The organism is Burkholderia sp. BCC0397 (assembly GCF_902832865.1).
GTDB lineage: Bacteria > Pseudomonadota > Gammaproteobacteria > Burkholderiales > Burkholderiaceae > Burkholderia.
Map to the genome: position 1 here is coordinate 329,843 of NZ_CADFDL010000003.1, position 26,030 is coordinate 355,872.

The 26,030-nt window shown below is 69.3% G+C and carries 19 protein-coding genes and 1 riboswitch; of the genes, 14 read left to right on the forward strand and 5 right to left on the reverse strand.

Annotation, left to right across the window (positions count from 1 at the left end; translation table 11 throughout):
• Positions 1 to 107 precede the first annotated feature (107 nt).
• Genes HWX03_RS11645 through HWX03_RS11660 form a run of 4 tightly spaced genes read left to right on the forward strand, consistent with a single transcriptional unit; the run spans position 108 to position 5,413 of the window.
• Entirely contained in the window at positions 108 to 611 is a 504-nt protein-coding gene (locus HWX03_RS11645) for an NAD(P)H-dependent oxidoreductase subunit E (RefSeq protein WP_175820310.1), read from the forward strand.
• Positions 608 to 2,185, forward strand: coding sequence for a formate dehydrogenase beta subunit (locus HWX03_RS11650; protein ID WP_175871330.1), 1,578 nt, complete (start codon positions 608 to 610; stop codon positions 2,183 to 2,185). Before HWX03_RS11645 ends, HWX03_RS11650 begins: the two co-directional genes overlap by 4 nt.
• Positions 2,186 to 2,202: 17 nt before the next feature.
• Positions 2,203 to 5,154 carry a formate dehydrogenase subunit alpha gene (fdhF, locus tag HWX03_RS11655; protein ID WP_175871331.1) on the forward strand — a complete coding sequence of 984 codons (2,952 nt, stop codon included), beginning with the start codon at positions 2,203 to 2,205 and terminating at the stop codon, positions 5,152 to 5,154.
• A 7-nt stretch (positions 5,155 to 5,161) separates the two neighbouring features.
• Complete coding sequence (locus tag HWX03_RS11660; RefSeq protein ID WP_059499978.1) at positions 5,162 to 5,413, forward strand: formate dehydrogenase subunit delta; 252 nt, start codon at positions 5,162 to 5,164, stop codon at positions 5,411 to 5,413.
• Positions 5,414 to 5,421: 8 nt separating this feature from the next.
• Here HWX03_RS11660 and HWX03_RS11665 read toward each other — a convergent pair whose 3' ends face one another.
• Positions 5,422 to 7,068: an FAD-dependent monooxygenase gene (locus HWX03_RS11665; protein WP_175871332.1), complete on the reverse strand. Its 1,647-nt coding sequence runs from the start codon at positions 7,066 to 7,068 to the stop codon at positions 5,422 to 5,424.
• Between the two features lie 58 nt (positions 7,069 to 7,126).
• Here HWX03_RS11665 and HWX03_RS11670 point away from each other — a divergent pair, with 58 nt between their 5' ends.
• Positions 7,127 to 9,034 carry a tetratricopeptide repeat protein gene (locus tag HWX03_RS11670; RefSeq protein WP_175871333.1) on the forward strand — a complete coding sequence of 636 codons (1,908 nt, stop codon included), beginning with the start codon at positions 7,127 to 7,129 and terminating at the stop codon, positions 9,032 to 9,034.
• Positions 9,035 to 9,115: 81 nt separating this feature from the next.
• Here HWX03_RS11670 and HWX03_RS11675 read toward each other — a convergent pair whose 3' ends face one another.
• Complete coding sequence (locus tag HWX03_RS11675; protein ID WP_175871334.1) at positions 9,116 to 10,411, reverse strand: MFS transporter; 1,296 nt, start codon at positions 10,409 to 10,411, stop codon at positions 9,116 to 9,118.
• Between the two features lie 349 nt (positions 10,412 to 10,760).
• On the opposite strand from HWX03_RS11675, the gene HWX03_RS11680 reads away from it, so the two are divergent.
• Complete coding sequence (locus HWX03_RS11680; protein ID WP_175871335.1) at positions 10,761 to 11,708, forward strand: hypothetical protein; 948 nt, start codon at positions 10,761 to 10,763, stop codon at positions 11,706 to 11,708.
• 78 nt (positions 11,709 to 11,786) lie between these two features.
• Here the strand turns inward: HWX03_RS11680 and HWX03_RS11685 are convergent, their stop codons facing one another.
• Together HWX03_RS11685 and HWX03_RS11690 are read right to left on the reverse strand one after the other, a co-directional pair.
• On the reverse strand, positions 11,787 to 12,479 hold the full coding sequence (locus HWX03_RS11685) for a DUF2968 domain-containing protein (protein WP_175871336.1): 693 nt from the start codon (positions 12,477 to 12,479) through the stop codon (positions 11,787 to 11,789).
• 115 nt (positions 12,480 to 12,594) lie between these two features.
• Complete coding sequence (locus HWX03_RS11690; RefSeq protein ID WP_175871337.1) at positions 12,595 to 13,785, reverse strand: type 1 glutamine amidotransferase; 1,191 nt, start codon at positions 13,783 to 13,785, stop codon at positions 12,595 to 12,597.
• Between the two features lie 279 nt (positions 13,786 to 14,064).
• On the opposite strand from HWX03_RS11690, the gene HWX03_RS11695 reads away from it, so the two are divergent.
• From HWX03_RS11695 to HWX03_RS11725, 7 genes are all read left to right on the forward strand, one after another.
• A complete protein-coding gene (locus tag HWX03_RS11695; protein WP_175871338.1) occupies positions 14,065 to 14,745 on the forward strand; it encodes a GntR family transcriptional regulator in 681 nt (226 codons plus the stop codon).
• 6 nt (positions 14,746 to 14,751) lie between these two features.
• Positions 14,752 to 16,128 carry an amidase gene (locus tag HWX03_RS11700; RefSeq protein ID WP_175871339.1) on the forward strand — a complete coding sequence of 459 codons (1,377 nt, stop codon included), beginning with the start codon at positions 14,752 to 14,754 and terminating at the stop codon, positions 16,126 to 16,128.
• 159 nt (positions 16,129 to 16,287) lie between these two features.
• Positions 16,288 to 16,800 carry a disulfide bond formation protein B gene (locus tag HWX03_RS11705; protein WP_175871340.1) on the forward strand — a complete coding sequence of 171 codons (513 nt, stop codon included), beginning with the start codon at positions 16,288 to 16,290 and terminating at the stop codon, positions 16,798 to 16,800.
• A 626-nt stretch (positions 16,801 to 17,426) separates the two neighbouring features.
• Positions 17,427 to 18,431, forward strand: a complete 1,005-nt coding sequence (gene xdhC, locus HWX03_RS11710; RefSeq protein WP_175871341.1) for a xanthine dehydrogenase accessory protein XdhC — start codon at positions 17,427 to 17,429, stop codon at positions 18,429 to 18,431.
• 18 nt (positions 18,432 to 18,449) lie between these two features.
• Positions 18,450 to 19,475, forward strand: coding sequence for an adenosine deaminase (locus HWX03_RS11715; RefSeq protein WP_175820322.1), 1,026 nt, complete (start codon positions 18,450 to 18,452; stop codon positions 19,473 to 19,475).
• Between the two features lie 401 nt (positions 19,476 to 19,876).
• On the forward strand, positions 19,877 to 21,196 hold the full coding sequence (gene guaD, locus HWX03_RS11720; protein WP_175871342.1) for a guanine deaminase: 1,320 nt from the start codon (positions 19,877 to 19,879) through the stop codon (positions 21,194 to 21,196).
• A 128-nt stretch (positions 21,197 to 21,324) separates the two neighbouring features.
• Positions 21,325 to 21,499, forward strand: a riboswitch (yybP-ykoY riboswitch).
• Between the two features lie 41 nt (positions 21,500 to 21,540).
• Positions 21,541 to 22,113 carry a TMEM165/GDT1 family protein gene (locus HWX03_RS11725; protein ID WP_175871343.1) on the forward strand — a complete coding sequence of 191 codons (573 nt, stop codon included), beginning with the start codon at positions 21,541 to 21,543 and terminating at the stop codon, positions 22,111 to 22,113.
• Positions 22,114 to 22,167: 54 nt separating this feature from the next.
• Here the strand turns inward: HWX03_RS11725 and HWX03_RS11730 are convergent, their stop codons facing one another.
• On the reverse strand, positions 22,168 to 22,866 hold the full coding sequence (locus tag HWX03_RS11730; protein WP_175871344.1) for a DUF4136 domain-containing protein: 699 nt from the start codon (positions 22,864 to 22,866) through the stop codon (positions 22,168 to 22,170).
• Between the two features lie 187 nt (positions 22,867 to 23,053).
• On the opposite strand from HWX03_RS11730, the gene pepN reads away from it, so the two are divergent.
• Positions 23,054 to 25,747: an aminopeptidase N gene (pepN, locus tag HWX03_RS11735; RefSeq protein WP_175871345.1), complete on the forward strand. Its 2,694-nt coding sequence runs from the start codon at positions 23,054 to 23,056 to the stop codon at positions 25,745 to 25,747.
• The last annotated feature ends 283 nt before the right edge of the window (positions 25,748 to 26,030 follow it).

Below are 26,030 nucleotides of genomic sequence, written 5' to 3' on the forward strand. Positions count from 1 at the left end.
GACCGCGAAATCTTCCGCTTATCGTTGGTCAAAATCAATCAGAACGAAGTCGCGATGCGCACTATATGAACTGCGAGCGCATATGAGACTTTGGAGGAGCATAACCGATGTCCCCGAATTCCCCTGCGCCCGACGCGCTCGTCGAGCGCCATGCGCGCGCCGGCCGGTCGCTCGTTGCGATCCTGCACGCGATCCAGGACGACGCGGGCTACGTGCCGCCGGGCTGCGTCGCGCCGCTCGCCAAGGCGCTGAACCTGTCGCGCGCGGAAGTACACGGCGTCCTGACCTACTACCATCATTTCCGCACCGCGCCGCCCGCCCGCGTGACGATCCAGATGTGCCGCGCCGAAGCGTGCCGCAGCATGGGCTGCGAAACGCTCGCCGCCCACGCGGAAGCCCGCACGGGCTGCCGGTTCGACGCCGCGCACGGCGATGCCGGCGCGGTGGTCCACACACCGGACGACGTCGCGCTCGAATCGGTCTACTGCCTCGGGCTGTGCGCGCAATCGCCGTCGATGACGGTCAACGGGGTGCTGCACGCAAAGGTCACGCCGGAAAAGTTCGACGCGCTGCTGGCCGACGCGGTCGCCCATACACCGGAGGCCGCATGACGACCCGCATCTACGTTCCGCGCGATTCGTCCGCGCTGGCGCTCGGCGCCGACGCGCTCGCCGCCGCGATCGCGGCCGAAGCCGAACGGCGCGGCGTCGCGATCGAACTGGTCCGCAACGGCTCGCGCGGGCTGCTGTGGCTCGAGCCGCTCGTCGAGGTCGGGACGGTCGCGGGCCGCGTCGGCTACGCCAACCTGTCGGCCGCCGACGTGCCGGCCCTGTTCGACGCCAACTGGCTCGAAGGCGGCGCGCATCCGAGCGGCGTCGGCCTCGTCGACGCGCTGCCCTATCTCGCCCGCCAGCAGCGACTCACGTTCGCGCGAATCGGCCTGACCGATCCGCTGTCGATCGACGATTACCTGCAACACGACGGCCTCGCCGGGCTGAAGAACGCACTGGCGCTCGACGGCGATGCCGCATGCGAAACGCTGATCGAGTCGGGGCTGCGCGGCCGCGGCGGCGCGGCGTTCCCGGCCGGCATCAAGTGGCGTACCGTGCGGCAAGCACGCGCCGCGCAGAAATACATCGTCTGCAACGCGGACGAAGGCGATTCGGGCACGTTCTCCGACCGCCTGCTGATGGAGTGCGATCCGTACTGCCTGATCGAAGGGATGATCATCGCGGGCGTCGCCACCGGCGCGACGGTCGGCACCATCTACGTGCGCAGCGAATACCCGCACGCGATCGCCACGCTCGAAGCCGCGATCGTCCGCGCGCGCGAAGCCGGCTGGCTCGGCGAACACGTGCTCGGCTCCGCGCACGCGTTCGAACTGCACGTCGCGAAAGGCGCGGGCTCGTACGTATGCGGCGAGGAAACGGCGCTGCTCGAATCGCTCGAGGGCAAGCGCGGCGTGGTGCGCGCGAAACCGCCGCTGCCGGCGCTCGCGGGCCTGTTCGGCCAGCCGACCGTGATCAACAACGTGATCACGCTCGCGACGGCGCCGGTGATCTTCGCGCGCGGCGCCGCGTTCTATCGCGACTACGGGATGGGCCGCTCGCGCGGCACGCTGCCGTTCCAGCTTGCAGGCAACATCCGTTACGGCGGCCTCGTCGAGCTCGCGTTCGGCGTCACGCTGCGCGAACTGCTGTTCGATTTCGGCGGCGGCACGGCCAGCGGCCGGCCGGCACGCGCCGCGCAGGTCGGCGGCCCGCTCGGCACCTACCTGCCCGACCACCAGTGGGACGTGCCGCTCGACTATGAAGCGTATACGGCGATCGGCGCGGTCGTCGGCCACGGCGGCATCGTGCTGCACGACGACACGTCGAATCTCGCCGAGCTGGCCGAATACGCGATGAAGTTCTGCGCGATCGAATCGTGCGGCAAGTGCACGCCGTGCCGGATCGGTTCAACGCGCGGCGTCGAGACGATCGCGCGGATTCGCGACGGCGATACGTCGGAGCGGCAGGTCACGCTGTTGCGCGACCTGTGCGACACGATGCTCGCCGGTTCGCTGTGCGCGATGGGCGGGATGACGCCGTACCCGGTGCTGTCCGCGCTCGATCACTTCCCCGAAGATTTCGGGCTCGCCGCCGGCAAGCAAGCCGCGGCGGGTCCGGTCAAGGCTGCGGCCTGACCCAGAAGGAGCCCTGCATGTCCCTCGACACGAACAACGTCCGCCAAGGCGGCTGCGGCTCGGGCCAATGCGCGTGCAAGAGCGCCGCCCAGGCGCGCGCCCGCGATCCGCACGACGATACCGACTACGGCACGCCGCAACGGCATGCCGACATCGACGTCACGCTCGAAATCGACGGCCAGCCGGTGACGGTGCCGGCCGGCACGTCGGTGATGCGCGCGGCGATCGAGGCCGGCGTCAATGTCCCCAAGCTCTGCGCGACCGATTCGCTCGAGCCGTTCGGCTCGTGCCGGCTGTGCCTCGTCGAGATCGAAGGCCGGCGCGGCTATCCGGCGTCGTGCACGACGCCCGCCGAAGCCGGCATGAAGGTGCGCACGCAGTCGGACCGGCTGCAGTCGCTGCGCCGCAACGTGATGGAGCTGTACATCTCCGACCACCCGCTCGACTGCCTCACCTGCCCCGCCAACGGCGACTGCGAGCTGCAGGACATGGCGGGCGTGGTCGGCCTGCGCGAAGTGCGCTACGGCTTCGACGGCGCGAATCACCTGAAGGACACGAAGGACGAATCGAATCCGTACTTCACGTATGACCCGTCGAAGTGCATCGTCTGCAACCGCTGCGTGCGCGCGTGCGAGGAAACGCAGGGCACGTTCGCGCTGACGATCGCCGCGCGCGGCTTCGAATCGCGCGTCGCCGCGGGCGAAAGCGAATCGTTCATGGCGTCGGAATGCGTGTCGTGCGGTGCGTGCGTCGCCGCATGCCCGACGGCCACGCTGCAGGAAAAATCCGTCGTGCAGCTCGGGCAGGCCGAGCACTCGGTCGTCACGACCTGCGCGTACTGCGGCGTCGGCTGCTCGTTCAAGGCCGAGATGAAGGGCACGCAGGTCGTGCGCATGACGCCGCACAAGAACGGTCTCGCGAACGAAGGCCACGCGTGCGTGAAGGGACGCTTCGCGTGGGGTTACGCGACGCACAAGGACCGCATCACGAAGCCGATGATCCGCGAGAAGATCACCGACCCGTGGCGCGAAGTGAGCTGGGACGAAGCCCTCACCTACGCGGCGACGCAGTTCCGCAAGCTGCAGCAGAAGTACGGCCGCGATTCGATCGGCGGCATCACGTCGTCGCGCTGCACGAACGAGGAAACCTATCTCGTGCAGAAGCTCGTGCGCGCCGCGTTCGGCAACAACAACGTCGACACCTGCGCACGCGTGTGCCACTCGCCGACCGGCTATGGCCTCAAGACGACGCTCGGCGAATCGGCCGGCACGCAGACGTTCGCATCGGTCGGCCAGGCCGACGTGATCGTCGTGATGGGCGCGAACCCGACCGACGGCCATCCGGTGTTCGGCTCGCGGCTGAAGCGGCGCGTGCGCGAAGGCGCGAAGCTGATCGTGATCGACCCGCGCCGCATCGACGTCGTCGACGGCCCGCACGTGAAGGCCACGCACCACCTGCAGCTGCGTCCGGGCACCAACGTCGCGATCGTCAATGCGCTGGCGCACGTGATCGTCACCGAAGGGCTGGTGGCAGACGCATTCGTCGCCGAGCGCTGCGAGACGCGCGCGTTCGGGCAATGGCGCGACTTCGTCGCGCAGGCCGACAATTCGCCCGAGGCGACCGCGGACGTGACGGGCGTGCCGGCCGAACTGGTACGCGAGGCCGCGCGCCTCTACGCGACGGGCGGCAACGCCGCGATCTATTACGGCCTGGGCGTCACCGAACACGCGCAGGGCTCGACGACGGTGATGGGCATCGCGAACCTCGCGATGGCGACCGGCAACGTCGGCCGCGAAGGCGTCGGCGTCAATCCGCTGCGCGGCCAGAACAACGTGCAGGGTTCGTGCGACATGGGCTCATTCCCGCACGAACTGCCCGGCTATCGCCACATCGGCGACGAGGTCGTCCGCACGCAGTTCGAGCAGGCGTGGTCGGCCACGCTGCAGCCGGAGCCGGGGCTGCGCATCCCGAACATGTTCGACGCGGCGCTCGACGGCAGCTTCAAGGGGCTTTACTGCCAGGGCGAGGACATCGTCCAGTCGGACCCGAACACGCAGCATGTCGCGGCCGCGCTGTCGGCGATGGAATGCATCGTCGTGCAGGACATCTTCCTGAACGAAACCGCGAAATACGCGCACGTGCTGCTACCGGGCTCGACGTTCCTCGAGAAGGACGGCACGTTCACGAACGCGGAGCGCCGGATCTCGCGCGTGCGCAAGGTGATGCCGCCGCTCGCGGGCTACGCGGACTGGGAAGTCACGCTGCTGCTGTCGCAGGCGCTCGGCTACGACATGCACTACACGCATCCGTCGGAAATCATGGACGAGATCGCACGGCTCACGCCGACCTTCTCGGGCGTATCGTACGAGAAGCTCGACGCGCTCGGCAGCATCCAGTGGCCGTGCAACGAGCACGCGCCGGAAGGCACGCCGACCATGCACATCGACACGTTCGTGCGCGGCAAGGGCCGGTTCGTGATCACCAAGTTCATTCCGACGCCGGAGAAGGTCACGCAGCGCTATCCGCTGATCCTGACGACGGGCCGCATCCTGTCGCAATACAACGTCGGCGCGCAGACGCGCCGGACCGAAAACGTCCGGTGGCACGAAGAGGATCGCCTCGAGATCCATCCGCACGACGCGGAGGATCGCGGGATCCGCACCGACGACTGGGTCGGCATCGAATCGCGCGCGGGGCAGACGGTGCTGCGCGCACTCGTGACGGAGCGCATGCAGCCGGGCGTCGTGTACACCACGTTCCACTTCCCCGAATCGGGCGCGAACGTGATCACGACGGACAGCTCCGACTGGGCGACCAACTGCCCCGAATACAAGGTGACGGCCGTGCAGGTGCTGCCGGTTGCGCAACCGTCCGACTGGCAGCGTGCCTATGCGCGCTTCAACTCGGAGCAGCTCGACCTGCTCGAGCGCCGCGCCGCCGCGCCGGCTGCCGTGACGACAGGCAAGTGAGGCAGCAATGGACAACGACCACCTGATCGACATGGCCAACCAGATCGGCGCATTCTTCGAATCGATGCCCGATCGCGACGAAGCGCTGACCGGGATCGCCGAGCATATCCGGCGCTTCTGGGAGCCGCGGATGCGTCGCGCGTTGCTCGCCGCGCTCGACGATCCGTCGAGCGAAGCCGGGCAACGCGCGATGCCGATCGTGCGCGATGCGATCGCCGCGCATCGCGCGTCGCTCGTCCCTGCCGCGGCGCCCGCCTGACCGCCCGGCTACGCGGACACCGACATGCCCGCGAACCAGCTTTCGCAGTGGCGCAGCAGCGCGTTGGCGTCGGTCGCCGTGCGCCCGCGCGCGGCGACATAGCCGTCGGGCCGCAGCAGATAGAACGACGGCCGCGAGCGGCCGTATTCCTGCGCGAGCCCCGCCGTACCGTCGCCTTCGGCATCGGCGACGCGCCACACGCGCACCGCCTCCGGCATGATCCGTTCGAGCCCCTGCACCAGCACCTGCGCATCGGCCGGGAGCGGCGGCACCTCGCCGGCGTCGGTATTCACCGGCTCTTCCAGCAGCAACAGCGTGAAATTCGCCGGATCGTGAAGATCGTATAGCCGCGCCGTGCCGGGCGCCCGACCGAGCGGCCCGTCGAGCACGTGCACGAGCGCATCGGGCGCGCGCTCGCCCGCGCGCGGGCCGCCGTCGAGCACGCGCTCGAGCGTGAGCGGACTCTTCCGGTACTGCACGCCGAGCTCGCTGACCGTGCGCGTGAGCGCGTCGCGCATCGGCCCGAACGACGCCAGCAGCGGCACGACATGATCGCGCAGCAGCTTCAGCGCGCCGCGCTCGGCTTCGACGACCTGCGTGACGAAACCGGTCTGCCGCAACACGTCGCGCTCGATCGGATGGCGCTCCGCGTGATACGTGTCGAGCAACCGCTCGGGCGCGCCTGCGCCGAGGACGCGCGCGAGCTTCCAGCCGAGGTTGAACGCCTCCTGGATGCCGGTGTTCATGCCCTGCGCGCCGGCCGGGCTGTGGACGTGCGCGGCGTCGCCCGCGAAGAACACGCGGCCATGACGCAGCCGGCCAACCATCCGGCTGTGCAGGTGGAAATAGGACGACCACGCGAGATCGCTGGGCGAGATCGATGCGCCGACGCGTGCACGAATGATCGCGTCGCATTCCGCGAGCGACGGTGCCGGCGCATCGGGCGACGCGTCGCTGCCGGGCGGCCGGTCCGCGACGAGCCGGTAACGGCCGCCTCCCATCGGAAACAGGCCCGCGATGCCCACGGGCGTCGTGAACAGGTGGATCTCCTCGTCCGGCCAGTCGGGTATCGCCGCGAAATCGGCAAGCAGGAAAGTCTGTTCGAACGCATGCCCGGCAAAGCCCAGGCCGAGCAGATGCCTGACCGTGCTGTGCGCGCCGTCGGCGGCGATCAGGTACGACGGGCTGAACGACTCGTCGCGGCCGTCGGCGCCGCGCAGCGTCACGTCGAGCGACGTGCCGCCCGCGTCGCACGCAGTCAGCGCCGTACCGCGTTCGACGGTCACGCCCATCCCGGCCAGGTGCTCGGCGAGCAGCCGCTCGGTGATGCTCTGGTCGAGAAACAGCAGATACGGATAGCGCGTTTGCAGCGGATCGAAATCGAGCCGTGCGATCACGCGGCCGTCGGCATGCAGCTCGGCCGCATGCGCGCGATGGCCGAGCGCGAGAAACGGTTCGACCGCACGATGCTGCTCCAGCAGTTCGAGCGTGCGCGCCTGGATGCCAATCGCACGCGAAAACGGCGCGGGCGCGACGAGACGATCGATGATGCGCACCGGCACGCGGGCCCGCGCGAGGCTCATCGCCGCGGCAAGGCCGGTCGGCCCCGCGCCGACGATCAGCACGGGTGGGATATCAGGCAGTGTGTCAGCCATGAGAACCTCGATGACACGCGACCCTGCAAGTCTACGCCGCTCCGCGTCACGGGGCCATATGCCAATCGGCCGATACGCGGCCCCGCCGCGCGGTGTGGGAAAATACGCGCTTTCCGCCAGTTTTCGCGTCATGGATTCCGCATTCGACCAGGCGTACGCCGCACACCGCGCGGGCCGCCTCGCCGAGGCCGAGCACGGTTATCGCAACGCGCTCGCCTCCAACCCCGCCGACGCCGACGCGCTGCACCTGTTCGGCGTGCTGCGGCACCAGCAGGGACAGCACGCCGAGGCAGCCGACCTCGTCGGCCGCGCCGTCGCGCTGCGTCCGGGCGATGCCGCGCTGCAGCTCAATCTCGGCAACGCGCTGAAAGCGCTCGGCCGGCTCGACGAAGCGATCGACCGCTTTCGCAACGCGCTGACGCTCGCGCCCGAATTTCCGCTCGCGCACTACAACCTCGGCAACGCGTATGCAGCGCTGCAGCGTCACGACGATGCGATCGACGCCTTCGGCCGCGCGCTGCGGCTCACGCCCGACGACGCGTCGATCCACAACAATCTCGGCAACGCGCTGAACGCGCTCGGCCGCCACGACGACGCGCTCGCCGCGTTCGGTCGCGCGCTCGAGCTCCGGCCCGGGCATGCGGGCGCGCACAACAACCTCGCGATGGCGCTGAGCGCGATGGGTCGCGCCGACGATGCGATCGCGCATTTCCAGGCCGCGATCACCGCACAGCCGCGGTTCGTCGCCGCGCATTTCAATCTCGGCAACACGTTCGATGCGGTCGGCCGGCATGCCGAGGCGGCCGCGGCATTCGAAGCCGCGCTCGCGCTGCACCCGCCGTTTCCGCTCGCGCTGTTCGGGCTCGCGAACGCCCTTTGCGCGCAGGCGCGTCACCGCGACGCGCTGCCCTACTACGAACGCGCGGTCGGGCTCGATCCGTCGTTCGGGCTCGCATGGCTGAATCTCGGCAACGCGCATCACGCGCTCGGCGCGCACGAGATGGCGCTGCGCGCATTCGACCAGGCGCTGCGCGTCGCGCCCGATCTCACGCTCGCGCGGCTGCATCGCGCGGTCACGCTGCTGACGCTGCGCGACTTCACGCGCGGCCTGCCCGCCTACGAAGCGCGCCACGAGACGCCCGGCGCGACGCCGCTCGGCGCGCTGCCGCGCTGGCAGGGCGAGCCGATTGCATCGCGCACGCTGCTGATCCGCGCGGAACAGGGGTTCGGCGACACGCTGCAGTTCGTCCGCTTCGTGCCGCTGGCGCGCGCACGCTGCGCGCGCGTCGTGCTCGAAGTCCAGCCGGAACTCGTCGCGCTGCTGGCGCCGGCCGCGTCGCGCTGGCGCGTGACGCTCGTCGCACAGGGCACCGCGAAGCCGCCTGCCGCGGACGTCGCCTGCACGCTGATGAGCCTGCCGTTCCTGCTCGGGCTTCAGCCGGAGGACATCGTCGGCTCGCGCTACCTCGACGCGCCCGACGGCGCCCGGCGGCGCTTTCGCGGCTCGCTCGGCGGGCAGTCGAAGCGCAAGTTCGGTTTGGCGTGGTCGGGGCGCCGGCAGGCGCAGGAAAACCGCTCGATGCCGTTCGACGCGCTCGCGCCGCTGCTCGCGCTGCCGGACATCGACTGGATCGTGCTGCAGCCCGCGCTCGACGACGCCGAACGGGCGCGCGTCGACGCGCATCCGCGCGTGCATCGTCTCGACGGCCGGCTGAACGACTTTGCCGACACGGCAGCGCTGATCGAGCGGCTCGACGGCGTCGTCACGATCGACACGGCCGTCGCGCACCTCGCGGGCGCGCTCGGCAAGCCGCTGTGGGTCATGCTGCCGTTCGCACCCGACTGGCGCTGGTTCACCGGCGACGACTGCCCGTGGTATCCGCAGGCCAGGATTGCCCGCCAGCCTGCGCCGGGCGCGTGGCCCGACGTGGCGGCCGCGGTGGCCGACATGCTGCGCGGGGCATGACCGCAAACGACAAAGGGAGCGCATTGCGCTCCCTTTGTCGATGCGATGTGCGGCCGACGCCGCGCGATATACCGGCCGCCGTCAGGCCGACTTGTACTGGTTGCGCGCGTCGGGCGTGCGGTACAGCACGAGCGTCGCGATCAAGCCGCAGATCGCGGCCACACTCAGCCACAGCCCCGGCGCCGCCTTGTTGCCCGTCTGGTGGATCAGCAGCGTCGAGATCGCCGGCGTGAAGCCGCCGATCGTCGTTGCCAGGCTGTACGCGAGCGAGAAGCCGGCCGTACGCACGTCGGCCGGCATCACTTCGGTCAGCGCGACGACCATCGCCCCGTTGTACGACGCGTACAGGAACGACAGCCAAAGCTCGACCGCGAGCAGCCGCAGGAACGACGGATCGCCGACGAGCCACAGCACGGCCGGGTAAGCCGACAGCAGCGTCAGCACGGTGAACGCGATCAGCACCGGGCGGCGGCCGATGCGATCGGACAGCGCACCCGACAGCGGCAGCCATACGAGATTCGAGATCCCGACGCAGACGGTCACGACGAGCGCGTCGAGCGACGACAGGTGCAGCACTTCCTTGCCGAAGGTCGGCGTGTAGGCGGTAATCATGTAGAACGACACCGTCGTCATGATCACCATCCCCATGCCGGCCACGACGATACCCCAGTTGTCGAGCATCGAGCGCATGATCTCGCCCATCGTCGGGCGGTGACGCTTCGCCAGGAACTCGTCGGTCTCCTTCAGCGACCGGCGGATCAGGAACAGGAACGGCACGATCAGGCAGCCGATCAGGAACGGAATGCGCCAGCCCCACGCAGTCATCTCCTCGACCGGCAGCGCCCGGTTCAGCATGACGCCGACGAGCGCGGCGAACACGACGGCCACCTGCTGGCTGCCCGACTGCCACGACGTATAGAACCCCTTGTGGCCCTTCGTCGCGATCTCCGACAGGTAGACCGACACGCCGCCGAGTTCGACGCCCGCCGAGAAACCCTGCAACAACCGGCCGAGCAGCACGAGCACCGGCGCGAGCACGCCGATCGTCGCATAGCCCGGTATCGAGGCCACCGTGAGCGTGCCGATCGCCATCAGCCCGAGCGTCAGGATCAGCCCCTTGCGGCGGCCGTGATGGTCGATATATGCACCGAGCACGATCGCACCGACCGGCCGCATCAGGAAGCCCGCGCCGAATACCGACAGCGACAGCATCAGCGACGCGAAGGCGTTGCCGCTCGGAAAGTACGTTTTCGCGATGGCCGACGCGTAATACCCGTAGACCATGAAGTCGTACATTTCCAGGAAGTTGCCGCTGACGACCCGGAAGACGGTGCGGACTTTCGATTCCTGCGCGATGGCAGGGGACGCTATGGACATGTTTTCTCGCTCAGCTCGGATGGCGCGCACACCGCGCCGCATGAATCCGGCAATGCGCGACGCGCCGGGCTGGCCGGCGCGCACGGGCATCGCTGCCCGCCGGCGGCACGGCGCGTAACGGCGCGCCGCCGGCATGACTCGCGAATCATGCCACGCCAGGCCGACATTTGCCTTGGGCGCCCCTGTCACGGGCGTCGCGGTATTCGCCTCGTACAAGTCGCCCTGATACGAGCACAAGAATCAGATTGATCTGATCGACCTGCGTTCGCCGGCTGACCACAATGTCACGATTTGCGACGACATTTCCGCGCCGCGCCGGCACGGTTGCCCGTGTCGCACGGCCCCCTTCATGATCCCATCGCCCCTCGTCCCGGTCGAAGGCGCGCTCGCCCGCCCTCGCGCCACCCCGCTCGATCACGTCCCGCCGTTCGGCCGCGAATGGCGATTTCGCGGCGCGCCCGGCGCACGGCCCGGCAGAAACTGCCTCGCGACGCTGACGACGTCCTGCATCGATGTCGACCGGCCGCACCGCGCGTGCCGATGGCAGCCGCTGCCCGTGACGGCGTCGCTGCCGGCTTCGTCCGGGTTGCCTGTCGCGCCGGCAGCTGCCGCCGGCCGGCGCTTGCGCCATCCCGCTCGCGACCGGCGCGCGACGTACGCCGTCTGCTGGAGCATCGGCGCACTCGGCATCATCGGCTGGCTGATCGGCGCGTACGAGCCGCCTGCGGGTTTCGGTCCCGCGTATACGATTCAAGCGGCCGACGGTGCGCCCGCTCACATCACGACATCGACCGGCACCGTATATGTCGCCGCGGCTCAACCCGCCACGTCGACGAACGCCATGCCGCAGCGCCACGTGGCGACGCCTGTCGCGAACCCGACGGAATCGCCGCCAGCCACGCACCGCGTCCCGCTTCGTCCCGAGCCGCTTCACCCGCAAGCGACGTCCGACGTGCGGCACGCCGCCCCTGCCTCGCCACGTCGGGCAACCGGCCAGCGCACGACGGAGGCACCGCCCCGCACACCGGTCGTCCCACGGCTCGCTGCACATCCGCCGCTCCAGCGCGGCGCGACCCACACCGGCACACGCGATCGGCTCGCCCATCTGCCGCGCACGGCAGACACACGCGATACGCGCAACTCGCTCGACGATCCGGCCACGTTGATTGCGATGGCGAACGCGCTGCGCGCCACGCAGCCGGCGCGCCCGACGCACCCGAGCGCGGCCGGTTTCGACTGGACGTCGCAGCTGTCGCACCGCCGCGTGACCGACGTGCCGGACGCATTCGCGCACTGACGCCCGTGCAATAAAAAACCCGGCGAAGATCCCTTCGCCGGGTTTTTGCTCGTCTCGCTCCGTCCGTTCGACGAATCGTTACTTGTGCACGGACAGCCCCGTCTCGGTCTGCTTCTCGAGTTGCCGCACCTGCTCCTGCAGATCGCGCAACTGCAACTGCGCAGCCCGCTTCTCGACCTGCAGCGCCTGTGCCTGCTCCTGCGCCGACTTCTGCCGCTGCGCCACTTCGACCTGCTGGCTGCGCGCGACGCTCAAGTCGGCCTGCAACTGCTGCGCACGATTCGCCTGCAGCGCGATCACGCGTTCGAGAAATGCCTTCTGCGCCTGCAGCTCGGTCCGGCGAATCTCGACATCAGCGAGCTGCGCGGTCTGCTGGACGAAGTTCGCGTACACCATCTCCGCGCGATTCTTTTCCTGCGAACGGATCACGCGCCACAGATTCTTGTCCTGGAACAGCGCGACGTAGTACGTCATCTCGCGCGGATCGAACATCAGGCTCGCGCCGTAGCTGCCGTTGTACGTGGTGCGCATCTCGACGATCCGGCCGTCGTGCAGCATCTGCGTCAGCTCGGCGACGTTGCCTTGCGCAGCGGCGTCCGTCGCGGCCGATGCCGCCGGCGATGCGCCGCCGCTCAGGCTCGTGACCGCCGGACGCGTACCGGCGGCGGGTGCGGTCGCATCGGCGGACCAGGCCGCGCCCGCTTGCGCGCAGGCAGCCAGCGCAACGATCCACGTTGCGCATCGTGCAGGGGAAAAGTTTCGGAAAGCCAACGTCAGACTCCGGCGAACGAATCGGAACTCGCGATTATCGTTCAAAACGAAACGGCCGCATCTCGAATTTATCGGGATGCGGCCGGCCTTCGTGCGACGCGAAAAATACGGTGTGCTACAGACGCGTTTCGCGCGCCGCGCGCAGGAACGCATCGAGCAGCGGCGTGCAGTCGAGCAGTTCCGAGCCGCCCGCGCGATGGAACTCCGGATGCCACTGCACGCCGACGACGAACGGCGAACGCCGATGGCGAATGCCTTCGATGATCCCGTCGCCGGCCGACACGGCCTCGATGTTCAGATCGCGGCCGAGATCGCGGATCGCCTGATGGTGTATCGAGTTGACGATCGCCTCGCTGCGCCCCGGGAACATGCTCGAGAGCGTCGACGAGTCGGGGAAGCGGATCGCGTGACGATGCTGGTCGTAATGCTCGCTCACGTGCGCATTCGCGGTCGGCACGTCGGTGGCGATGTCCTGGTACAGCGAGCCGCCGAACGCGACGTTGATCAGCTGGCAGCCGCGGCACACGCCGAGCACGGGCTTGCCGGACTCGACGAATTCGTGCAGCAGTTCGAGCTCGTACATGTCGCGCACGCGATCGCCCGGCCATTCGGGGCGCGCATCCGACGCCGCGTAGGTCTGCGGCGACACGTCGGCGCCGCCTTGCAGCAGCAGGCCGTCGAGATGCTTCGCGTAGTCGCGCAGGCGGATGTTGCTCGGGTGGATCATGCCTTGATGGCCGACGGTCGGAATCATGAACACGAGCACGTCGCGCGACATCACCCAGTGGGCGATCGATTCCTCGAGATACTGCAGCGTCTTGCCGCGCAGCCCCTTCGCGCCCGGCTCCGGATGGAAGATCCGCGCCGACACGCCGATGCGCAGCGTGCGCTGGGTGATGCGCTGGCCGGCGCGGTCGAACAGCCGTCGCGCGCGGGCCGCGACGATCCGGCCGAACACCGACCACGGCGTGTCGCTCTGCTTCAGGTAGGCCGGCGGCGCATTCTGCGCGTTCGCGGGCGGCGGCCGAGGCGTGTCGAAATCGGGCGGCGCGCCGAATCCGGGCGGCGGCACGCCTGGCTTCGGCGGCGCGGCCGAGGCGGCGCCATTACCGACGGCGGCCGCCGCGCCGGGCGCACCCGGCTCGGATGCAGCCGTGACGGGCGACGCGCCGTCATCGGCGACATTCTCCGCGACGGCCTGCGTGGCCGGCGCATCGGGCGTTTTCGCCGAATTGGGACGGTGAGAATCGGAAGAAGCGGAAGAGGTGCCGGGCAGACCGGCCGGGGAAGGCGTGTTTTCGCTCATGACGATGGTCTGATGCGTCGCTCGCGCGTAGGGATAGACGAGGATTCATTATGCTTCAGTGCACGATCGCGCGGCAAACCTGCAACATCCTGTCGATATTGTTGCAAGTCGATGGCAAGTCGCGCCGAGGAGCGCTTCCGCTCGCGCACGGGCACCGCCGCCTCGCATTGCCCGTGCTGGACAGCAGTGATATATCACAATAATATCCAGAGATCGCCCACGCCTCCCAAACATCCGCGCCATGATCGCGCCCCTTCCGGCCCCGGTGCCGCGACCCGCATGAGTACCCTGACCGACGTCACCCGCGACCGCCCGGGCGCTTCAGCGGCCAGCCTCGCCGACCGCGCGTACGCGCTGATCCAGCGCGACATCATCACGATGCGCCTGAAGCCGGGCGCCGCGCTCAACGAAGCCGACCTCGTCGCACGCACGGGGATCGGCCGCACGCCGGTGCACCAGGCCGTGCATCGGCTCGTGCTCGAAGGGCTGCTGTCCGTGATGCCGCGCAAGGGCTTGATGGTGCAGCCGCTGTCGCTCGACGACATCGTCGCGGTGATCGACGTGCGGCGCATCAACGAAGCGCACTGCGCCGAACTCGCCGCGCGCCATGCGACGCCGGACGATCTCGCGCACCTCGCCGCGCTGCTCGACGACGGGCAGGCCTGCGTCGATACGCACGACGTCGAGGGCATGATGGAGCTCGACCGCGCGTTTCACCAGACGATCGCCGCGGCCGCGCGCAATGCGGTGCTCGCCGACATCCTGCGCGCGCTGCACGAGCGCTCGCTGCGCTTCTGGTTCGTCACGCTGTCCGAACCGCACCATCTCGCCGACGTCCAGCACGAGCATCGCGCGCTGTTCGACCGGCTGTCCGCACGCGACGCCGCCGGCGCGCGCGCAGCCGTCGAAAGCCATATCGATTCGTTCCGCTCCACGCTTCTTCAACATCTTCGCCCCTGAGCCGCCATGACCACTTTCACGCCCTTCCCCCCGCTCGCCCAGCTCGCCGCCGACCTCGCCGCCGGCCGGACCACGAGCCGCGCGCTCGTCGACACCGCGCTCGACCGGATCGCCGATCCGTCGGGCCAGGGCGCGGTCGTCTTCACCGAAGTCGATGCGAACAACGCACGCGCGGCCGCCGACGCCCACGACCGGCTGCGCGCCGCGGGCACCGTGCTGTCGCCGCTCGCGGGCATTCCCGTGTCGGTCAAGGATCTGTTCGACGTCGCCGGCCAGGTCACGCGCGCGGGTTCGCGCGTACTCGACGGCGCGCCGGTCGCGCGCACCGATGCGGTTGCCGTCGCGCGGCTCAAGCGCGCGGGCGCGGTGCTGGTCGGCCGCACCAACATGAGCGAGTTCGCGTTCTCGGGGCTCGGGCTGAATCCGCACTTCGGCAACCCGCGCTCGCCGTACCACCGCGACGTGCCGGGCGATGCGCGGATTTCGGGCGGCTCGTCGTCGGGCGCGGCCGCGTCGGTCGCCGACGGGATGGCTGCGGTCGCGCTCGGCACCGACACCGGCGGCTCGATCCGCATTCCGGCCGCGCTGTGCGGGCTGACGGGCTTCAAGCCGACCGCGAGCCGGATCCCGACGCAAGGCGGCGTGCCGCTGTCGACGACGCTCGACTCGTTCGGCCCGATCGGCCTGACGGTCGCGTGCTGCGCGCTCGTCGACCGGATGCTCGCGGGGCTCGAGCCGCACGTGCCGGCCGCCCGGCCGCTCGAAGGCGTGCGGCTCGGCGTGCTGACGAACTACGTGACGGACGGCGTCGATGCCGACGTCGCAGCCGCGCTCGACACCGCGCTCAAGCATCTCGAAGCCGCCGGCGCGATCGTCACCGAAGTGCGCTTCGCCGCGCTCGACCGGCTGCCGGAGATCAACCGTTTCGGCTTCTCGCCGATCGAAGCGTACGCATGGCATCGCCCGCTGCTCGCCACGCATCGCGACCAGTACGACCCGCGCGTGCTGACGCGGATCCTGAAGGGCGAACCCGCGAGCGCGGCCGACTATCTCGACCTGCTCGCCGCGCGCGCCGCGATGCTCGACGAAGCCGCGCACACGGTCTGGTCGCGCTTCGATGCGCTCGTCGCGCCGACGGTGCCGATCGTGCCGCCGCGCATCGCCGAACTCGAAACGGACGACGACGCGTTCACGCGCACCAACGCGCTGATCCTGCGCAACCCGAGCGCGTTCAACTTCCTCGATGCGTGCGGGCTGTCGCTGCCGTGCCATCCGCGCGACGCGGCGCCGGTCGGCCTGATGCTCGCGGCGGCGCCGCATCGCGACGACGCACTGCTGGCGATCGGCCAGTCGGTCGAGGCCGTGCTGAACACGATCCGCTGACCGCGCCAGCCGAGGGCATGCCGACGGCATGCCGATCGGCGGCGGCCCCGCGCGCGGTGCGGCAGGCTGCCGCAAGCGCGCTGTCAGTTTCGTGCCAGATCATTCGCGCTAAAATCGCGCGATTGTTTTCCGGACCGACCGACGAGGAACCCCGCCGACATGAACGACTACACGCTTGCACTACGCCGCGAACGCCGCCTGCTGATGCTGCTCGGATGGGTGTGCATCGCCCTGCTGGCCGGCGCGCTGTACCTGCAGTACGTGAAGAACGAAGACCCGTGCCCGCTGTGCATCATCCAGCGCTACTTCTTCTGCGCGATCGGGATCTTCGCGTTCCTGGCCGCCGGGATCCGCAACTGGCGCGGCGTCTGGGTGCTCGAACTGCTGATCGCGATCGCCGCGGCCGGCGGTGTCGGCACGGCCGCGCGGCACCTGTCGATCCAGATGAATCCGGGCTTCAGCTGCGGCTTCGACACGCTGCAGCCGATCGTCGACAGCCTGCCGCCCGCGCAGTGGTTCCCCGGCATGTTCAAGGTCGCCGGGCTGTGCGAGACCGTCTACCCGCCGATCTTCGGCATCCTGCTGCCCGGCTGGGCGCTGATCGGCTTCGCCGCGATCCTGATCGCGATCGTCGCGAGCCTCTGGCGCCATCGCCGCAAGCTCGCGGGCTGACCGGCCGGCCGCGTTGCCGGCCCATGGCCTGCGCGGCCCGACCGAATGGGCCGCGCGCCGCCGGCGGGTCGTCACCCGGCTGCGGCCGACGCCTGCGCCTGCCCTGCCCGGTCGCCGCGCGTAAACACCTACCCCGCCGCCGCCCGGATTGCCGGGCCCGCGCGCGTCGCGCGATCGCCGCGCCCCCGCCCCGTCGCGCGTGCGTTTCGGCCCGATGCACATGCATCGGCGCCCCGATCCCGCGCGGCGGGCCTATGATCGACATGATCGCCGCCTGATAGCCCGGATCACCGCCCGGCCATGTTCCCGCCGCGTGGCGGTGCTATCTTCGGGACTGGATGGCGATCTACGTGCGCGAGGCCAGGCGGTCTCACCGCTCCCTGCGTAACGCGCGCCCGATCCGCAATGTCGACTGGATTCATCATGACAACGCAAACCATCCGCATCCGTCACCCTCATGGCGTCCGCGCGTCCGGCGGCGCCGTTCGCGCACGCCGTCAGTTCGCGGCCGCCGCACGGCATCAGCCGTGCAGCCGGCCTGCCCCGCTCCCGTCCGTCCTCGTTGCCGCGGCGCCCGCCAGCCCGCGCCGCGTGTCGTGCCGCGTCGTCCCGAACGGAGCGTGCTGATGGAAGCCTGGCTCGGCGATCTGCAGCAACTGCTCGCGCACGGCGAAGCGGCCGTGCTCGTGACGGTCGCGCACACCGACGGCTCCGCGCCGCGCGAAGCCGGCACCAAGATGCTCGTCACGCGCGACACGGCCCGCCATACGATCGGCGGCGGTCATCTGGAATGGAAGGCGATCGAGATCGCGCGGCACCTGCTGAAGGACGGCGCGCACGTGCAGCACGCACGCCGGCTCGAGCGGCTCGCGCTCGGCCCGAGCCTCGGCCAGTGCTGCGGCGGCGCCGTGGTGCTCGCGTTCGAGCGGCTCGACGTCGGCGATCTCGGCTGGATCATGTCGCTCGCGAAGCGCGTGGCGGCCGGCGCCGCGACCGTGCGTAGCGTATCATTCGGCCCCGCGCCGGGCGCGCCGCTGCTGAGCGAGCCCGAATCGGAAGCCGCGCGCGCCGACTGCCTGCTGTGGGAAACCGGCGGCGTATCGCTGATGACCGAAACGATCGCGCCGTATGCGTTCCCCGTCATGCTGTTCGGCGCCGGGCACATCGGCACCGCGCTCGTGAAGGTGCTGGCGACGCTGCCGTGCCAGGTGCGCTGGATCGACGGGCCCGATGCGGTGTTCCCGCCGGCCGACGCGCTCGCCGGCATCGGCAACCTCGCGATCGACGCGGCCGCTTCCCCGGCGGACGCGGTCGACGCAGCGCCGCCGCAGTCCTACTTCGTCGTGATGACGCACGACCACGCACTTGATTTCATGCTGGCCGAGCGCATCCTGCGACGCGGCGACTATGCGTACTTCGGGATGACCGGCTCGCACACGAAACGCGTGCAGTTCGATCACCGGCTCGCCGCGATCGGCATCGACCCGGCCCAGGTCGCGCGGATGCGCTGCCCGATCGGTGTCGAAGGCATCATCGACAAGGCGCCCGAAGTGATCGCGATCTCGGTGGCCGCGCAATTGCTGCAGGCCGTCGAGGCGAATACGTCCGCGCAGGCTTCCCCTACTTACTGACCGACCAAGAACGACGCCATGACCCCGACATTCAAGGACAAGATTGCCCGCGCGCCGAAAGCGGAGCTGCACATCCATATCGAAGGCTCGCTCGAGCCCGAACTGATTTTCGCGCTCGCGCAGCGCAACGGCGTGAAGCTCTCCTACGATTCGATCGATGCGCTGCGCGCCGCGTATGCGTTCACCGACCTGCAATCGTTCCTCGACATCTACTACGCCGGTGCGAGCGTGCTGCTCACCGAGCAGGATTTCTACGACATGACGGCCGCGTACTGCGAACGCGCGCTCGCCGACAACGTCGTCCACACCGAACTGTTCTTCGACCCGCAGACGCACACCGAGCGTGGCGTGCCGATCGACACGGTCGTCGCGGGCATCGAGCGCGCACTCGCCGATGCCGAGCAGCGCGGGCTGTCGAGCAAGCTGATCCTGTGCTTCCTGCGCCACCTGTCCGAAGAAGACGCGCTCGCGACGTTCGAATCCGCGTTGCCGCTGTTCGAACGCTATCGTCATCGCCTGATCGGCGTGGGCCTCGATTCGTCCGAGCTCGGCCATCCGCCGACGAAGTTCGCCCGCGTGTTCGAGAAGGCACGCGCGCTCGGGCTGAAGCTCGTCGCGCATGCGGGCGAGGAAGGCCCGCCCGCCTACATCTACGAAGCGCTCGACGTGCTGAAAGTCGACCGGATCGACCACGGCGTGCGCAGCATCGAGGATGCGGCGCTCGTCGAACGCCTCGCGAAAACGCGCACGGCGCTCACCGTCTGCCCGCTGTCGAACCTGAAGCTGTGCGTGTTCGACGACATGGCGAAGCACACGCTGAAGGCGCTGCTCGACCGCGGCGTGGCGGTAACGATCAACTCCGACGATCCGGCCTATTTCGGCGGCTACGTCAATGAAAACTACTTCGCGACGGCCGAAGGGCTGCAACTCACGGATGCCGAAGTCCATGCGGTGATCCGCAACGGCTTCGAGGCGTCGTTCATCGAACCGGCGCAGCGCGACGCACTGTACGCGCGCCTCGACGCGTACTGGCAGGCCGCGTGACGGCCCGCATCGAGGCACGCTAGACAGATGAGACACGGCAACGGCATCCGCTTCGCGATCACCGGTTCGGCCTTGCGCCGGGCCGGCCGCCTGCATGCATGCGGAGCGACGGCGCAGCCCGTCGTCGCTCGCACGCGCGGGCCGTCGCGGCTTGCCGTGCCGTTCGGCGTCGTACCGGCTGCGGGCGCACCGGTTGCGGGCGTACCGGCTGCGGGCGCAACGGCCGCGAGGTGCACGGGCAACCACGCGCGGGCGGCTTCGGCCGCCACGTTCGCCTGCGCCGTCGCCTTCGGCCATGCCGCACGCCGCGTGCCGCCGCCGCTCGCGAAGCACCGTCCCGCCGCCGTGCGGCGTCGCTCGCTTTCTTCTGTTCGCCTTACCTTGATGCAGGACCCTTCGTCATGACGCAAACCGCTTTCCGTTCCCAACTGCTGACCTTCAACGGCGACCCGGCGCAATCGAGCCAGGCCGCGAACTACGAGACCGACGGGCTCCTGATCGTCGACGACGGCAAGGTCGTCGCGGCCGGCCCGTATGCGCCGCTCGCCGCGACGCTCGCACGCGATGCGGTGGTCCACGACCTGCGCGACAAGCTGATCGTGCCCGGCTTCATCGACACGCACATCCACTATCCGCAGACGGACATGATCGCGTCGCCGGCGCCGGGCCTGCTGCCGTGGCTCGACAAGTACACGTTCCCGACCGAGCGCCAGTTCGGCGATCCCGAGCATGCGCGCGAAGTCGCCGACTTCTTCGTCGACGAACTGCTCGCGTGCGGCACGACGAGCGCGCTCGTCTACTGCACGGTGCACAAGCAGTCGGCCGATGCGCTGTTCGCGGCGAGCGACGCACGCGACCTGCGAATGATCGCGGGCAAGGTGCTGATGGACCGCAATTGCCCCGACTTCCTGCGCGACACCGCGCAGTCGGGCTATGACGACAGCGCCGAGCTGATCGACCGCTGGCACGGCAAGGGCCGCCAGATGTACGCGCTCACGCCGCGCTTCGCGCCGACGTCGACCGAGGCGCAGCTCGAGGCATGCAGCGAACTCGCGCGCCGCCATCCGGACGTGTTCGTGCAAAGCCACGTCGCGGAAAACGTCGACGAGGTGAAATGGGTGGCCGAGCTGTTCCCCGGCCACCGCAGCTATCTCGACATCTACGACCGTTACGGGCTGCTGCGTCCGCGCGCGGTGTACGGCCACTGCATCCACCTCGACGACGAGGATCGCCGCCGGATGGCCGAGACGCGCACCGTCGTCGCGCACTGCCCGACGTCGAACTTCTTCCTCGGCAGCGGGCTGTTCGATTTCGACAAGGCCGGCGAATACGACGTGCCCGTCACGCTCGCGACCGACGTCGGCGGCGGCACGTCGTTCTCGATGCTGCAGACGATGAACGAGGCGCACAAGGTCGCGCGGCTGTCGGGCCATCACCTGACCGCCACGCGGATGTTCTGGCTCGCGACGGCCGGCGCCGCGCAGGCGCTCGACCTCGCGGACACGGTCGGCACGCTCAAGCCGCGCACCGAAGCCGACTTCGTCGTGCTCGATCCGCAGGCGACGCCGCTGCTCGCGCGCCGCACGAAGCGCGCGGATTCGCTCGAGGAACTGCTGTTCGCGTTCGCGCTGCTCGGCGACGATCGCGCGGTGTACCGCACCTATGCGGCCGGCGAACTCGTGCACAAGCGTGGCGCCGCGCGCCGCCCGGCCGTCGCGTAACGCCCCGCGGGCACTCCGTTCCGGCAGCGCGGCAGCTTCGCCGCCGTGCATGCCGGCAATCGAAGCCGCTCCGGCGCGCCGCACGGCGGCCCGGCCGCTTTCCGGCGTGCAACCCGCCGTGCTAGAATTCGCCGCTCATTGGGGAGTAGCCGCTCCGCTCGATGTCCCGCGCCACCGGCGCGCATCGTGACGGAGGCGTCCGTCAACAGACTTGGCCGTTCGGCCATGGCGGACGCAGCCACGTTGGCCTGGCGAGACCGATGATTCACAGTGCGCCGCATCAGGGCCCGGCGCGCCGTGGATCGTCGCTCGCACGCACAACAATGGCCCGTGGAACCCCATCCGTGTCTCAAGCCTTCCTGATCTCCACCGGCGCCGTCGCCCTCGCTGAAATCGGCGACAAGACCCAACTGCTTTCCCTCGTGCTGGCCGCGCGCTATCGCAAGCCGGTGCCGATCATTCTCGGCGTGCTCGTCGCGACGCTCGTCAATCACGGATTCGCCGGCGCGCTCGGCGAATGGCTGGGCGTGCTCGTCACGCCGTCGATCATGCGCTGGACGCTCGCGCTCTCGTTCATCGCGATGGGGCTGTGGATCCTGGTGCCGGACAAGCTCGACGAGGACGAAGCCAATGCGACCCGCTCGCGGCTCGGCGTGTTCGGCGCGACGCTGGTGGCGTTCTTCCTCGCGGAGATGGGCGACAAGACGCAGATCGCGACCGTCGCACTGGCCGCGCGTTTCCAGGATTACATCGGCGTCGTGGCCGGCACGACCATCGGAATGATGCTCGCGAACGTGCCGGCGATCCTGCTCGGCGACCGCTTCGCGCACCGTCTGCCGACGAAGCTCGTGCACGGAATCGCGGCCGTGCTGTTCGTCGTGCTCGGCGCGCTGGCGCTGCTGGGTATCGGGGTCTGACGGAAAGGCAGGTGGCCGGCGCGGCCGGGCGGCCGCGCCAGGATGGATGCCGCGTTACTTCGCGACGGCGGCGCCCGAGGCGGGTGCCGCCGGCACCGCGCGCTCGTTGGCGGCCGGCGCCGCCGGCCCGCCACGCTTGTCGACCGGCAGCCGGACCGAGCGGACGGCCCCGTTCGACAACGGGAAATCGGCGAGCGCGCTACGCGCGAGGAACGGCATCGCGTACAGCAGCGTGCCGTTGTCGCCGGTCGTGCGCGCGGACACGTTGTAGACCTCCTTGCCCGTCGCGCGCTCGGTAATGCGGATGCCGAGCACGTAGTCGAACACCTGGTACGTCTGCGCGACATAGCCGGCCGGCATCGGCCCCCAGGGGCCCCACGGACCCCACGGCCCGCGCCGCCAGTACGGCCCGGGCGCGAACCACGGATCGTAGTAGACCGGCTGCGGCACCGTCACGAGATCGCTGCCGACTGAATAGGTCAGCCCGACGAGATAGCGTGCCTGCGACGGCGGCACCTGCCGGAACGCATACGCGGACAGCTCGTTCGCGACGATCGGCTCGTAGGTCGACTGCTCGATGCTGTTCTTCTGCGCATCCGTGCGCGTGAACGCATAGGTGCGTGTCGCGTCGCTGCCGCTCCAGTCGGAGAAGGCCGTGACCTGGGTGGTCACGTAGCTGGTGCAGCCGGTCAGCAGCGCGACGCACAGCGCCGCCGCCCAGCCCGCACCGCGAAAAATCCATTCGCGTTTCATGTTGATCCTCGTCGATCCGTCACCCGTTCGTCGCCCCGCGCGAACCCCAACGGGATGCCGATAATACGCGGACTGCCGAAAGCGGTAAAAAGTTCGCCCGGCACGCAGCCGCCAGCCTTTGTACAATGGCCCGGTTCGCCTGGCCCGCGCGACGGGCCCGTCCCCCACTCCACCGATCTCGACGACCATGTCCGACAACGCTTCCTCCACCGTGATCCGCCGCGCCGACTACACGCCGCCGGCCTTCCTCATCGATTCCGTCGCACTCGAATTCGATCTCGCGCCGGCCCGCACGATCGTCAGGAACACGATGCGCGTGCGCCGCAATCCGGATGCCGCGCCCGCGCCGCACCTGGAGCTGATGGGCGAAGCGCTCGAATTCGTCGGCGCGCAGCTCGACGGCGCATCGTACGGCGCGGTGCGCGCGCACGAACACGGCCTGACGGTCGAGAACGTGCCCGATGCGTTCGAGCTTACGCTCGACAGCGCGTGCGCGCCGGACCAGAACACGACGCTGTCGGGCCTGTACGTATCGAGCGGCAACTTCTTCACGCAGTGCGAAGCCGAAGGCTTTCGCCGCATCACCTACTTCCTCGACCGCCCCGACGTGATGGCGTCGTACACCGTCACGCTGCGTGCCGACAAGGCCGCGTATCCGGTGCTGCTGTCGAACGGCAACCTCGTCGATTCGGGCGACCTGCCCGACGGCCGCCACTTCGCGAAGTGGGAAGACCCGTTCCGCAAGCCGAGCTACCTGTTCGCGCTGGTCGCGGGCAAGCTCGTCGCGATCGAGGAAACGATCACGACCGGCTCCGGCAAGGAAAAGCTGCTGCAGGTGTGGGTCGAACCGGCCGACCTCGACAAGACGCGTCACGCGATGGATTCGCTGATCCACTCGATCCGCTGGGACGAAAAGCGCTTCGGCCTCGAACTCGATCTCGACCGCTTCATGATCGTCGCGGTCGGCGACTTCAACATGGGCGCGATGGAAAACAAGGGGCTCAACATCTTCAACACGAAGTACGTGCTGGCGAACCCCGAGACCGCGACCGACACCGATTTCGCGAACATCGAGTCGGTGGTCGGCCACGAGTACTTCCACAACTGGACCGGCAACCGCGTGACCTGCCGCGACTGGTTCCAGTTGAGCCTGAAGGAAGGCCTGACGGTGTTCCGCGACCAGGAATTCTCAGCCGACATGGCCGCAGGCGACGACGTCGAATCGGCGGCCCGCGCGGTGAAGCGCATCGAGGACGTGCGCGTGCTGCGCCAGCTGCAGTTCGCCGAGGACGCCGGCCCGATGGCGCACCCGGTGCGCCCGGAGAGCTACGTCGAGATCAACAACTTCTACACGATGACGGTCTACGAGAAAGGCTCGGAAGTCGTGCGGATGTACCAGACGCTGTTCGGCCGCGACGGCTTCCGCAAGGGGATGGACCTCTACTTCAAGCGCCACGACGGCCACGCGGTGACCTGCGATGACTTCCGGCACGCGATGGCCGACGCGAACGGGCGTTACCTCGCGCAGTTCGAGCGCTGGTACAGCCAGGCCGGCACGCCGCGCGTGTCGGTGCGCACCGCGTACGACGCGGCCGCGCGCCGCTATACGGTCACTCTCGCGCAAGGCTACGGCGACGCGTCGCCGGCCGCGCGCGAAACGCAGCAGGGGCCGCTCCTGATCCCGTTCGCGATCGGCCTGATCGGCCGCGACGGCCGCGACCTGCCGCTGCGTCTCGACGGCGAAGCCGCCGCATCGGGCACGACGCGCGTGCTCGATTTCACCGACACCGAGCAGACCTTCACGTTCGTCGACGTGCCGGAAGCACCGCTGCCGTCGCTGCTGCGCAACTTCTCGTCGCCGGTGATCGTCGAGTACGACTACAGCGACGACGATCTCGCGTTCCTGCTCGCGCACGACAGCGATCCGTTCAACCGCTGGGAGGCCGGCCAGCGCCTCGCGACGCGTGCGCTGCTGACGCTCGCCGCGCGTGCCGCCGCCAACGCGCCGCTCACGCTCGGCGAGAACTTCGTCGCCGCGTTCCGCCGCGTGCTGACCGATGAAAGCCTGTCGCCGGCATTCCGCGAACTCGCGCTGACGCTGCCGTCGGAAACCTACCTCGCCGACCAGATGGCCGAGGCCGATCCGGCCGCCGTGCATCGCGCCCGCCAGTTCGTGCGCCGCCAGCTCGCGACCGCGCTGCGCGCCGACTGGCTCGCCGCGTACGAGCAGCACCAGACGCCCGGCGCCTACGAGCCGACGCCGGAAGCCTCGGGCCGCCGCGCGCTGAAGAACCTCGCGCTCGCGTATCTCGCCGAACTCGAGGATCCGGCCGATGCCGTGCACCTCGCCACCGCCCAGTACGACGCGGCGAACAACATGACCGATCGCGCGGCTGCGCTCGGCGCGCTGCTGTCCGCGGCTACCGCAGGCGCGAACGGGCCGGCCGAGCATGCGCTCGACGACTTTTACCGTCGCTTCGAGAAGGAAGCGCTCGTGATCGACAAGTGGTTCGCGATGCAGGCGGCGCAACGCGGCACGCCCGCGCAGCCGACGCTCGCGAAGGTGCGCAAGCTGCTCGCGCACCCCGCGTTCAACCTGAAGAACCCGAACCGTGCGCGCTCGCTGATCTTCAGCTTCTGCGCGGCCAACCCCGCGCAATTCCACGCGGCCGACGGTTCCGGCTACGCGTTCTGGGCCGAACAGGTGCTCGCGCTCGACGCGATCAACCCGCAGGTCGCGGCACGCCTCGCGCGCTCGCTCGAACTGTGGCGCCGCTTCACGCCGGCGCTGCGCGACCGGATGCGCGAAGCGCTCGAACAGGTCGCCGCCGGCGCGAAATCGCGTGACGTGCGCGAGATCGTCGAGAAGGCGCTCGCGTAAGTCACGCGAGCGGCCCTGCCGCGTCCGCGCGATCGAGCCGACGCCGCCTCACACGGCGCCGGCTTTTTTATTGCACGAGCGCGGCTGAAACCACGCGCAATCGCGGGGTCGGACCGCGCAGCCGGCCTGCGCCGCGATGCGCGCCCCGCCCGTCGTCGCCGCCCGATACCGGGCCGATTCGGCGGCCCGGCCATGTAACCGGACGAAAAAAGCCGGCGGCACCGGAGGCGCGACGGGTAAAATTGCGGCCATTCAAGGATTCTTTGGCCTTTCGGAGTCTGTC